The sequence below is a fragment of the Stieleria mannarensis genome (genome assembly GCF_014154935.1).
In the GTDB taxonomy this organism is placed as follows: Bacteria; Planctomycetota; Planctomycetia; order Pirellulales; family Pirellulaceae; genus Stieleria; species Stieleria mannarensis.
This window is the reverse complement of the sequence record NZ_JACEHH010000017.1, coordinates 25801-38579: the sequence shown is the minus strand read 5'-3', so window position 1 is coordinate 38579 and position 12779 is coordinate 25801. Positions and strand designations below refer to the sequence as shown.

Here is a 12779-nt window from a genome sequence, read left to right as displayed (position 1 = left end):
CAAAAACAAACCGCTTACGACGACAAAAAAATCGGCGTAATCGGTTGTAGGCTGGTGCGCTGCCGCGCGACGGATCGCGAACGGCAGTGGCTTCAGTTCTCGCGTGAACGTAGACGCTGCTGTAAATCAGCGAGAAGCGTTTCGAGCTCAGACGCGGCGAGTCTTCCCAACTCTGCGACGCCCTGTTCTCGATCGCCGAGAAGTTGTTGAAGCATCTGGATTTTGCCTGCTAATGCTCCTTCCTCGCGTCCCTCCTCGCGTCCTTCCTCACGCCCCTCCTCGCGTCCTTCCTCACGCCCCTCCTCGCGTCCTTCCTCACGCGCAGCAATAAGCCGAGCTTCCTCGTCGTGGAGGAACTTCATCCTCGCTTCGTAGTATTGGCGATCTTCGGGGCTGCGGGAGATCATTTCTAATACCTCGGCGGCTTCACTGAATTCTTCGTCAACGAGGATCCGGGAGAGCTCTTCGAGCTCTGATGTCTCGGCGTGACGAAGGAAGTAGAGCCATCGTTCCAATGGCGGCAGTTCCCCCAAATTATCGCTTGCCGGAGTGAACTTTGGCAACTCCAGGAGATGGAATTGAAGATCATGCGTGAAAATCAGGTCCCTCTGATCGCACCGGAGACGGAAACTGAGGTGGTATTCCGCGGCCTGACAGTACAGGATTCGATTGAGCACGCAGATGCTCACGGCCGGTCGCAGATTCAGGTAGGGGCTGCCTTCCTGGATTTGGCGGACATAGTTCAGACTGTTGTAATACGTCAGCCGCTTGGGGAGATCTGTCGGCGACGTGGTTTGCATTTCCACGTTAAAATGCCGTCCGAACGTGTCCCGAGCCAGAACATCCAGAACGACCAACTTGTCCTCACTGCGATCTTTTCCTTGAATCGGATTCAAGATCTCGACCCATTCAATCGGATGAAGCGGAGAGAGAACGGCGTTGAGGAAGTGGATCGTGATTTCAGTGTGGTCTGGATTCCCGAACACCATCTTGAAGGCGAAGTCGACTTTGGGATCGATTCCGAGCGGCATGACGTTTTCTCAAAAAGGAATTGACGGCGATTGAGACAGTTAGCCCAACGCGGTTTGGGATCGCTCAGGCCCTAGGTTTTTTGAGGCATTTCAACGATGTCCGAATGGGATCGGCGGCAATCGGCAAAAGCCTGCACGCCAACACTGATACCCGTGCCATTCACGCGTCCACCCCTTCGCTTCGCCCCGTCGCGTCGGCGTCGCCGAGATGGCGGTCCAGGAACCCGAGGATCGTGCGCCGGTAGGCTGCCGAGTTGTGGTGGTGCAAATCGACGTGCCGGGCGCCATCGACCAACCATAACCTCTTCGGCTCTCGCGCGGCGTCAAACATCGCTCGTGTTTCGGCGACGGTCGTGTGTCGGTCGTCAGTCCCAGAAACGATGCAAACCGGACAGTCGATTTCCGCCATGTGGTCGATCGGCCGAAGCTCGCTCGGTGAGATGCCCAGGCGGGGTTGCAGCTGAAGTAACAACAGGGACGCCGGAATGGTTGCAAACCGACCAAGCCGGGCTGCGACGCGATTGTGGACGGCATCGCGAATATCGGGATAGACCGCTTCGAGCACCAGTGCGTCGATGTCCAGCGGAGATGCCAGCAGAGCCGCCGCGCCACCGAGCGACACTCCGATGACGCCGATCGGTTGATCCGGGTGCTCACGCCGCGCGAATTCGACCGCGGCACGGACGTCATGTTGTTCCAGATGTCCGATCGTGATCGCTTCTCCCGGGCTCTCCCCGTGTGCCTGCAAATCGATCATCACCGTCGCGTAGCCCGCGTCATGAAGCATCCGAGCGCGATCGAGCATCACGAGGCGGGAGCCGCGTATCCCGTGAAGCAGGACGATGACTCCCTTGCTCGCGTCGGGCCGTGTCTGCCAGCCGGAGATCATCGCCCCGGAATCGCTGGGCACGCTGAAGGCGGTGGCGTTCAGTTCCTGCGGCGGAGCACCAATGAGACGCGGGCTGGGCGCGATCAGGGCGCCAGCGACCATCCAAGAAGCCGCCAAGGCGACGGCGATCACGCATGACGTCGCGACCATCGCGCGGCGGAGGAGTCTTCGTCGAAAGTGACGCATCAATTCAATCCCTTGAGTTCCTTCGTGATCGACCCGTACGAACACTTGATCGACAGTATACTTGCTGCCTTCCCACTTCGTTGCGTCGACCTCGTGATGCCGTGTATCGCCGAAATACTGAACGCTCTCTGTCGATCAATCTTCGGCAACATGCGTAATCAACCCCCGTCCCTTTTATTGGCCCCTTCGTCTGAACGTAAACTGGTAACATGTTGCGATACACTGCTCACCTTCCCTTGCTGCTCATCGCGACGCTGACCGTCGCGACTCCGTTTTCGTTTGAATGCCATGCCCAAACCGCTGCGACCGCTGTCCAGGCTGACGTGTGCGTTTATGGCGGCACGTCAGGTGGCGTCGTGGCGGCTGTCCAGGCGGCGCGGATGGGAAAACGCGTGGTTCTGGTCGAACCGGGGCGGCATCTCGGCGGGATGACTTCGGGCGGATTGAGTGCCGTGGATATCGGTGACCCCCGCAGCGTCGGCGGACTCGCCCGCGAGTACTTCACGCGGCTGGTCGCGACGTACGGCAAAGAGCTGAACTGGGGACAGCCGTTTCGCGGCAAAGGCGGCCCGGCCACCGGCGGTGCCTATTCGATCGAACCGCACGTCGCCGAAGACCTCTTTGATTCGATGGTTGCCGAAGCCGGCGTCGTGGTGCTTCGGGACGCTCGGTTGAAGTCGGTGCGCAAAGAAAACAACCGGATCAGATCACTGATCATCGAAGACGGCCGGTCCGTGTCGGCAACGATGTTCATCGACACGACCTACGAAGGCGATTTGATGGCCGCCGCCGGTGTGTCGTACACGCTCGAGCGTGAAGGCAACGCGAAGTACGGCGAACAGTACAACGGAATTCATTACGCCTCGAAATATGCGCCCCGCACCGGCCACCCACAGCCCGGAAGCAATGGCCGCGTGCCCGGCGGGCAAGGTGTCTGGGATCGCGACTTCCCACTGGATCCCTATGTCGTCAAGGGCGATCCATCCAGCGGGCTGCTGCCGCTGGTCAGCGAAGGTGTCCCCGGCAATCCCGGCGACGCGGGCCCGGGCGTGATGGCGTATTGTTTCCGGCTTTGCCTGACGACCGACACGTCGAACATGTTGCCGATCGAAGCGCCAGAAAACTATGACCCGAAACGCTATGAACTGGTCGCCCGGTTCATCGAAGCCTGTCTTGAAAACGGCGACGACATGGATTTGAGGTGGTTCAGCAAACACGATCCCCTGCCGAACGACAAATGGGATTTCAACACGGCAACGTTCGGCGGGAACCTGCCGGGAGCGAGCTGGGAATGGCCGGAAGCCAGCTACGACCGACGTGAACAGATTGCCAAGGAAATCGAAAACTACCACCGTGGCTTGCTTCACTTCCTGGCGACCGATCCCCGTGTCCCGGAGAAGCTGCGAAAGGAGACGCGCCGATTCGGATTGCCCAAAGACGAATTCACGGACAACGGTGGTTGGCCGCATCAGATCTATGTCCGCGAAGGACGACGAATGGTCAGCGATCTGGTGCTGACCGAGCATCACACCTTTGGACGGGAGATCGCGCCGCAATGTATCGGCCTGGGGTCGTACGGCACCGACGTTCATGAAATCCGCCGCATCGTCAAAGATTCCGTCGTCACGCGTGAAGGCAAGGTGGCGTCGGGACGCGGCGGTTATGGCCCTTACGACATCGGGTACGGCGCCATCGTGCCGAATCAGGAGGAATGCGAAAACCTGTTCGTCACGTTTGCGCTTTCCGCCAGCCACACCGCATTCGCCAGCATTCGGATGGAGCCGGTGTTGATGGTGACCAGTCAATCGGCCGCGACGGCCGCGTGCCAGGCGATCGACGCGAACGTTCCGGTCCAGCAGGTCGACTATGACAAGCTGCGGAGACGTCTGATCGCCGACGGCCAAGTACTGGAGTGGAAACACGGCACAAAGAAACCGCCCCGCCGAACCGTCAACTCCGCCGACTTGCCGGGGATCGCGATGGATGATGACGAAGCGGTGTACACCGGACATTGGGTGCACAGCTCCGGCGTGCCCCCGATGATCGGAAACTCTTACCGGCACGACGCCAACACCGATCAAGGGAAAAAAACTGCAACGTTCGCCCCCCACATTCCCACCGCGGGACGTTACGAAGTGCGACTGTTGTACACGGCGGATCCCAATCGCTCGGCTGCGGTGAAGGTCGAGATTCATTCGAGGGAGGGGAGGAAGGTCGTTTCGGTCGATCAGAAACAACCGGCAATGGTTGATGGAATCCCTCGCGCACTGGGGGTGTTTGATTTTGACGCTGGCAATTCCGGACGCGTGATCATCACGAACGACGGCGCCGACGGCTACGTCAACGTGGACGGAATTCAGTTGGTGCCGATCGCGATTGCTGACGACGAACGGCGGGGAAACCGTCCTGCGGGGTACGTGGAAACGCCATCCAGTGGGAAAGCGGCAAATTGATGTCGCAACGCTCGCGAGAGCGTAAATGACCACAGGGGATCCACCTTCTGGCGAAGGTAGCTACGTTTGCCAGCAGTGACGTCGGGCACGCAGTTTTTTGCGTGAATCGAGTGACATTCGGGCTGGGAAAGCATCCTGTTGCGGGGAAGCCCCATCCACATCCGAAATCCCGAAACACGCAATCCGATGCCCGAATCCCGAGTTTTCCAACGCCGTCGTCGTCGAAAACAGCCGCGTCAACGCCGCCAATTATTCGTTCAGTCGCTGGAGACGCGGCGCGTGCTGGCGGCCAGTTTCGGATGGGACGGGCCGGGGTTAGGGAGCGTGGAACTGACGTATACGATCGCCAACTCACCGAGTTCGCTTTCGCAGGCCGAGACGGATGCGGCGATCGAAACGGCCTTGGACGCTTGGGCCAGTGTGGCCGACATCACCTTCACCCCCACCGATCAAGTCGGGCTGCGTGAATCGATCGACATTTCGTTCACCAACATCGATGGCGTCGGCGGCACGCTTGCCCAAGCCTACTTTCCCGACGACGTGAACCCGGCGCGGATCGCCGGTGACATCCAATTTGACATTTCGGACGCCTGGGAAGTCGGCAATTCGCTCGGCAACCAAGCCTTCGACCTGGTCTACGTCGCCGTCCATGAGATCGGCCACGCGCTGGGACTGGATCACTCCGACGTCGAAGACAGCGTGCTGGAACCGTTCGTCTCGGCCGGCCAAGTGTTCACCACGCTTGACGCCAGCGATGCCGTTGCGATCCAGCAGTTGTACGCGGCGGCCGACACCGATGAGTCCACCGACGAACTGACGACCGACGAAGAAACCACGGATGATGAAACAAGCGACGAAGAGACCATCGATGACGGGGGAGTGACTGACGAGGGCGACGATGACGTGGATCGCGGCTTCCGCCATCACCACTTTGTCGTCAACGTCGGGCTGTTCGGCAAAGACGCCGAGACGTTGATCACACGATTCGACACCGACGATGACGCCGCATTGTCCCAAGACGAAGTGCCCGAGCGGTTGTGGGACAAGTTCGTCGACATCGAAGCGGATACCGATGCCGACGGCCTAGTCACGCTGGCGGAACTCGAAACCGCCTTGACGGCCACGCGCCAAGAAGCGTTTGACGAACGAGACACCGATGCCGACGGCCTGTTGACCGAAAGTGAAGTCTCCGAGCGATTCTGGATGCGGATTTCCGCGGCCGACGTCGACGAGGACGGCGGCGTGTCGTTGGACGAATTGGAAGCCCTGCGGGAACAGCGACTGGCCGATCGAGCCGACGACGACGCCGATCGATTCCGCCGACAGCGACACCAGCCACGCCACGTTCGACGCGTGGACCGCGTATTCGCCATGTTCGGACGCGCCGCCCGCCGGCGGTAGATCATCGCTAGAATGTTGGAATGGTAAAAAGCGAAGTCAGTCAGATTCTGCATCAGATCGAGAACGGGGACCAGCACGCGGCCAGCCAGTTGTTGCCGCTGGTCTATGAAGAGCTGCGCCGGTTGGCATCCAACAAGATGGCGCAGGAGAAACAGGGGCACACGCTACAGCCCACCGCGCTGGTCCACGAGGCGTTTGTGCGGTTGGTCAGCGGAGAGGCCGACGGCGACGATCCACACAAGTGGGACGGTCGCGGGCACTTCTTTGCCGCCGCGGCCGAATCGATGCGCCGCATCCTGGTCGAAAGTGCCCGCCGGCGGAATGCTCAAAAGCGTGGCGGTGGGATGCAGCGCTGCGAATTCACCGAGAACGACGCGATTCTGGACCACCAGGACGACGCCACGCTGTTGTCGCTCGACGACGCCCTGACCAAACTTGCCGCCGAGGACGCTGAGCTGGCGAAGCTGGTCCAGCTTCGCTACTTCACGGGGCTGACGATCGAAGAAACCGCCGACGTGCTGGGCGTCTCGGCCAGGACCGTTAAACGCCATTGGACCTACGCAAGAGCCTGGCTCCGCCGAGCCATGGACGCGGAGGAATAAATTTTGGCCCGGTCTTGCTGCCGATCACGCATGAACCACCGGAGGAACCGTCCCCGCCCTTATCACCGATCGGCACAAGAAACCCATGAGTCGCCCCAGCCCACGCACCGTTTTTCTGGAAGCCCTGGATCAGGAAACCGCGGATCAACGCGATGCCTACCTGGCGTCGGTTTGCGGTGAGGATGCGGAGCTGCGTGCGTCGGTGGAATCACTGTTGGCCGCCCACGAGCGGCCCGCCAATCCGCTGGACCAGAGCCCGCTGACCAGTCCGTTGGACCCGACGCTGGTCGCCGACTTGGTTGGCCCCTCCGAGCACATCGGCATGACGATCGGCGCGTATCGGTTGATGGAGCAAATCGGCGAAGGAGGGTTTGGCCTGGTGTTTGTCGCCCAGCAAGACAAACCCGTTCGGCGCAAAGTGGCCTTAAAAATCATCAAGCCCGGCACCGGGTCACAGGAGGTGCTGGCACGATTCGACGCCGAACGCCAAGCCGTGGCGATGATGGATCATCCCAACATAGCGCGTGTGTTCGATGCGGGTGTGACCAAGGACGCGCGGCCCTATTTCGTGATGGAACTGGTTCGCGGCGAGCCGATCACGGACTTTTGCGACCGCCACGGACTCTCCTTACGCGATCGATTGCAGTTGTTTCAAGACGTTTGCGCCGCGACCCATCACGCGCACCAGAAAGGCGTCGTCCATCGCGACCTGAAACCGTCCAACGTCATGGTCACGTTGCACGACGACAAACCGGTCGTCAAGGTGATCGATTTTGGAGTGGCCAAGGCGATGGGGCAAAACCTGACCGACGCGACGATTTACACGCGATTCTATTCGATGATCGGAACGCCGCTGTACATGAGTCCCGAACAGGCGGCGATGAGCGGGTTGGACGTCGACACCCGCAGCGACATCTATTCGCTGGGCGTGCTGCTGTACGAATTGCTGACCGGCACGACGCCGTTTGATCGCAAGCGACTTGATTCGGCCGGCTATGACGAAATGCGACGAATCATCCGCGAAGAGGATCCGCCCAAGCCCAGCACGCGTTTGACCACGATCCAGTCGCTGAATTCGCCGACTGTGGCCGAGCCGCGCGACGACTCGACCCAAGCCGCCGAGGCACGCGCCCGACGCGAATCGATCCCCAGCGACCTGGACTGGATCGTGATGAAGGCGATGGAAAAGGATCGCAATCGGAGGTACGAATCGGCGGCGGCGATGAGCGCCGATGTCAGGCGTTTTTTGTCGGAGGAACCGATCGAAGCGCGTCCGCCATCGCGAGGCTATCGGCTTCGCAAATTTGCCGCGCGCAACCGCGCGGCCTTGTTGACCGGTTCCTTGGTCGCCGCCGCCTTGGTCGTCGGCACCGCCGTCAGCCTGTACCAGGCTTCCGTCGCGATCGCCGAGCGGAACGAAAAAGAGATCGCGCTGCGGGATGCGATCAGTGCGCGTCAGGAGGTGGAGAGTTTCGCCGAACGGCTGAAAACCGCCAATGTCCTACTCGGAAATGCCCGATCGTACGAGGATTCACAACAGTATGCCGCCGCCGATTCGGCGTACAGCGAAGCGGTCGACTTGGTCCCCAACTACTACCTGGTTTGGGTTCAGCGGGCGGCGCTGCGGGGACGGTTGCATTTGTGGGACGAAGCGGCCGATGATTTTGCCGCCGCGATGCGTTTGGAGGCTCCGATCGACAGCCGTCAGTGGGAAGGCGCCGCGGCGATCTTTCACCTGACCGACAGGACGAACGACTACCGCGCGATCTATTCGCGGCTGATGGAACCGCCCACCGAGAATCCCCCGCCACTGAACTTTCATTCGATTCGCGCCTGCCTGATCTCCCCGGCCGATGTGCCCGACGCACGACGGTTGGCAGCGGAAATCGAATCGATGCTCGCACGCTCCGCCGGACCGCCCGGGGGACCGTGGGGACCAGGCTCCTGGGGGCGTCCGAATCGCGATCGCGACTTCCGACGCGACGGGCCTGACCGCGGCCCCAGGCCTCTCGGACCAAATGGGTTCGATTTCAATCGCCCCGAACCGGGTGATCCACCGTCGGCTGGTCCTGGATTCTCCGGTCCCGAGCCAGGTGGTGGGCCACGACGTCCGTCGTTCGAAGATCGCGTACCGCAGAGCGTGATGCAGTACGTCGCGGCTTGGGCCAGCCTCCGCGCCGGCGAAGAACAAAAAGCGTTGGAGCACCTGGATGCGGCGTCGAATTCGCGCGGCCCCAGCGGCGACATGGTGCATTCGTTGCGCGCGATCGCACTGCATCGGACCGGAGAAACCGAACAAGCCACCGCGGAGATGCGGCAGGCGGACAACGCGCTGGACAAGGCGATCAGTGAAGCGATCGAATCACCCGACCAGCGCAGGCCCTGGATCGACTTGCTGGAAATGATCATCCTGCACCGCGAAGCCACACGCGAGGTGTTGGGGACCGACGCGGAATTGGATCCACGGCTCGTCGCGGTCCAACAATCCGCACGGGATTTGCTGCGACTGTAGTTGGTCTTTCGCAGCGAGGTTCTCGGGTAGCGGAACTCGCCAAGAGTTTCGCACCGGCGGGGTGACGCCGCACAGCGGACCGAAAGCCTTGGCGGCTTCCGCTACGACACGAATCGCACGGGTGCGACCGAAAGCCTTGGCGGCTTCCGCTACGACGCGGAGCGTACAGGGGACCGAAAGCCTTGGCGGCTTCCACTACGACGCGGAGCGTACAGGGGACCGAAAGCCTTGGCGGCTTCCGCTACGACGCGGAGCGGCGGCTTGCTCAATCTGTCCTCGGGAAATGTACGAATTTTTTTGGCCCACTGTCGGCCTGCGGCACGCATGACGTCCTGACCGAGCGAAAGGCTCGAACAAACGGAATGTTCTTGCGAGGAACCGCCCTTGAAATCCACACCCCAGTTCCAATGGGTCTTTGCCCTGGACCGCCCGACCGCCGACGCGTTGGCCGATTCCGCATCACGGCACATGCCGGCCGACACGCACAGCCAACACGTCTCGGATTGCTATTACGAACCGGCCGACGAAGCGAAGCGGGCCAAGTCAAAATTTGCTCGTCGACAGCAGTTTCGCGTGCGGCGGGTCGACCGTCGCTGGGACGTGTCCCTGGAAAATGTCAGCTGGGATGGCGACCTGCGTTCGCTGCGTCAAACCACGGTGCCGTCCAACGAATTGGTGTGCCTGGATGCGTCGAACATCGATCCGGCGTGGCGGGGCAAATGGTTTCACAAAAAACAGCTCAAGCACGACTTGGTCCCTTCGCTGGAAACCCGCTTCGACCGAACCAGCTGGAAACACCAAACACTCGACGGCGAGATTCGGCTGACGATCGATCGCGAGCTTCATGCCGGTCGGATCCAGACGTCGTCGAATCGCCAAACCGCTTGCGTGCCGTCGATTTTGGTGCGGATGAATTTCGCCGTTTCATTGCCAGCGACTTTCAAAGCGCTGATCTATGAGTTCGCGTTGTTGCCCGAACAACCGACGGTCTTGTTTGACCTCGCCAAAGCGGCACTTGCGCCGACTTCGATGGACGCCGCGCAAGCCGGGGCCACGTTTGCAGAACCCAAATCACGAAAGATCACAAGCTCTTTGTTCGGCCTCCGCCGAGAGGTAACGACATGCCAAGTTGGCTAACCGGTCCGATCGACACCACCACGTGGATGGGCACTCCCGGTGACAGCGACGCGCTGCAGATGGCGTTGCGGTTGGGCGCGGCGTTCTTGTGCGGATGTGTGATCGCAGGGATCTACTGGGCCGTGCGACCGCGCGAGCAGTTCATGCCCACGTTCCCGGCGACATTGGTCTTGCTGGCCATCCTGTGTGCGATGTTGCCACTGGTGATCGGTCAGAACGTGGCCTGGGCATTTGGCTTGGTCGGTGCGCTGTCGATCGTTCGTTTTCGCACGGTGGTCGAAGACACCCATGACATCACCTTCGTCATCTTCGCCGTTTTAACCGGGATGGCGGTCGGTGCGGATCAGATGACCGTTGCGGTCGTCGGCATGGCGGTTACCGGAATGGCTGCGTTCCTGTTTCGCCCCAAAGGGTCAAACGGACCGTCCTTTGATCGAGGGGCGAAACTGCAAATCCGACTCGGCGCCGGACGCGACCCCGACGTGGTGTTCAAAGACGTGTTTGCACAGTCGCTCAGTAGCGTCCAACTTTCGGCCGGATCCACCAGCAAACAAGGCGCTTCGCTGGATCTGACCTATCGCGTCTGCCTGCAACCCGACTTCTCGCCGACCGATCTGATCAACCAACTGAACCTGATCGAAGGCGTGCAAAGCGTCGAACTGCGACAGAGCTGATCTCTCTTCGAAAACCTTTCACCTTCTCCAAAACCAACTCAGGAGTCTTCCATGAAAAAACTCACGCTCACCGCGTTGGTGATCACCTCGACCGGGATGCTGGTCGGCGGGCTCGTCTTCTCTCAACCGCCGGGCTCGTTCGGATTCGGCGGCCCCAGTGGCTTCGGAGGGCCCGGTGGCTTCGGAGGACCTGGCGGTCCCGGCGGCCCGAACCGTGAGAAACGCAAGTTGGTCGAGGAACATGACAGCGACGGTGACGGCTGGCTGAATCAAAGCGAACGCGCCGTCGCGCGCAAAGCACTCGAATCGGACGACCGCGGCGGATTTGGCGGTCGTCGAGGCCCGGGAGGCGGGCCCGGCTTTGGTGGACCGGGGCGACGAGGCCCTGGCGGCCGCGGTGGCAACATGCAACCCGGCACACCGGGACCGGCCGTCGCAACGGATTCCGTCACGACTTACGGCGACAAATCACTTTACGACTCCAGCGTTCTGCGAACGATCTTCTTAGAATTTGAAAACAAGGACTGGGAGGAGGAACTCGAGGCGTTCAAGGAAACCGACGTGGATGTCGCCGCACAGATGCTGGTCGACGGCAAACTCTTTCCCAACGTCGGCGTTCACTTCCGCGGCGCTTCGTCCTACGGGCATGTTCCCCGCGGCAGCAAACGCTCGTTCAATATTTCGCTGGACATGGCCGACGAGGACCAGCGAATCGACGGCTACAAAACGCTGAACCTGCTCAATTGCCACGGCGATCCGTCGATGATGAGCTCGGTGCTGTATTCGCACATCGCGCGTCAGTACATCCCCGCTCCCAAAGCCAACTTCGTGCACGTGGTCGTCAACGGAGAAAGTTGGGGGTTATACAACAGCGTCCAGCAATTCGACAAACAATTCATCGCCGAAAACTTTGACGGCTCCAAAGGGACGCGTTGGAAGGTCAGCGGCAGCCCCAACGGCGACGGCGGCCTGCGTTACTTGGGCGACAACCTGGACGACTACAAGGCCCGGTTTGAAATGAAGTCCAACGACGGCAAGAAACAGTGGTTGGCGCTGATCGAACTGTGCAAGACGCTCAATGAAACGCCGCTCGATCAACTCGAATCCGCACTCGAACCGATCCTGGACATCGACGGCACGCTGAGGTTCCTGGCCTTGGATGTCGTCCTGGCCAACAGCGACGGCTATTGGACGCGGGCGAGTGACTACAACTTGTTCCGCGACAAAGACGGCAAGTTCCACGTGATGCCCCATGACATGAACGAAGCGTTCGCGCTTGCCGGCCACGGACCGGGTGGTCCGGGTGGCCGCGGCCCCGGCGGTCCAGAAGGCCGCGGGCCGGAAGGTCCCGGCGGACCGGGCGGAGAACGCCGGGGGGGCTTTGGCGGATTCGGATTCGGCGGCTTTGACTTCGGGCCACCGCCCGGTGATCGCCCGCCGGTCGCTGACGGCGGACCACGCGACCAACGTCGCCGTGGCCCCGAGGGCGGCGGTCCGGAAGGACGCGGACCCGGTGGACGCGGACCCGGTGGACGTGGACCGGGTGGACGCGGACCGGGCCACGGCAGCGTCGATCTGGATCCGCTGGTCGGCCTGGACAACGATCGCATGCCGCTGCGAAGCCGCTTGCTGGCGATCCCTCACCTGCGCGATCGCTACTTACAATACGTCGACCAAATCGTCGAGGAATCGTTGTCGTGGTCGAAGCTCGGGCCGGTTGTCAACGAATATCGCGCGTTAATCGACCCGCTGGTCAAAGCGGACACGCGAAAGTTGGACACCTATGACGCCTTCGTCGCGGCAACCGGCACCGACGACGGCAGCGAGCAGATGTCGATCCACAAGTTCGCCGTGGAGCGAAGCGAGTACCTGCGGAAATAGGCGATCGCGTTGT

General features: G+C 61.1%; 9 protein-coding genes. 7 read left to right on the top strand and 2 right to left on the bottom strand.

Annotated elements, in window-relative coordinates:
* Positions 1-92: 92 nt before the first annotated feature.
* Both H1B37_RS13330 and H1B37_RS13325 read right to left on the bottom strand, forming a co-directional pair.
* Positions 93-1031, bottom strand: a complete 939-nt coding sequence (locus H1B37_RS13330; RefSeq protein WP_286177717.1) for an Rpn family recombination-promoting nuclease/putative transposase — start codon at positions 1029-1031, stop codon at positions 93-95.
* A gap of 160 nt (positions 1032-1191) precedes the next feature.
* Positions 1192-2106, bottom strand: coding sequence for an alpha/beta hydrolase (locus H1B37_RS13325; protein WP_182867159.1), 915 nt, complete (start codon positions 2104-2106; stop codon positions 1192-1194).
* Positions 2107-2315: 209 nt separating this feature from the next.
* Between H1B37_RS13325 and H1B37_RS13320 the strand changes: the two genes are divergently transcribed.
* The 7 genes from H1B37_RS13320 (at position 2316) to H1B37_RS13290 (ending at position 12766) form a co-directional block, all read left to right on the top strand.
* Positions 2316-4559 carry an FAD-dependent oxidoreductase gene (locus tag H1B37_RS13320; RefSeq protein WP_182867158.1) on the top strand — a complete coding sequence of 748 codons (2244 nt, stop codon included), beginning with the start codon at positions 2316-2318 and terminating at the stop codon, positions 4557-4559.
* Positions 4560-4745: 186 nt separating this feature from the next.
* Positions 4746-5960 (top strand): M57 family metalloprotease, encoded by a 1215-nt coding sequence (locus tag H1B37_RS13315; protein ID WP_182867157.1) that lies wholly within the window; start codon positions 4746-4748, stop codon positions 5958-5960.
* Between the two features lie 20 nt (positions 5961-5980).
* On the top strand, positions 5981-6562 hold the full coding sequence (locus H1B37_RS13310; RefSeq protein WP_182867156.1) for an ECF-type sigma factor: 582 nt from the start codon (positions 5981-5983) through the stop codon (positions 6560-6562).
* Positions 6563-6647: 85 nt separating this feature from the next.
* Positions 6648-9074: a serine/threonine-protein kinase gene (locus H1B37_RS13305; RefSeq protein WP_182867155.1), complete on the top strand. Its 2427-nt coding sequence runs from the start codon at positions 6648-6650 to the stop codon at positions 9072-9074.
* Between the two features lie 384 nt (positions 9075-9458).
* The gene (locus H1B37_RS13300) at positions 9459-10211 is read left to right on the top strand and encodes a VTC domain-containing protein (protein WP_182867154.1); all 753 of its coding nucleotides are present in this window, start codon (positions 9459-9461) and stop codon (positions 10209-10211) included.
* Positions 10196-10885: a DUF4956 domain-containing protein gene (locus H1B37_RS13295; protein ID WP_182867153.1), complete on the top strand. Its 690-nt coding sequence runs from the start codon at positions 10196-10198 to the stop codon at positions 10883-10885. Before H1B37_RS13300 ends, H1B37_RS13295 begins: the two co-directional genes overlap by 16 nt.
* 51 nt (positions 10886-10936) lie before the next feature.
* Positions 10937-12766 (top strand): CotH kinase family protein, encoded by a 1830-nt coding sequence (locus H1B37_RS13290; protein WP_286177716.1) that lies wholly within the window; start codon positions 10937-10939, stop codon positions 12764-12766.
* Positions 12767-12779 lie beyond the last annotated feature (13 nt).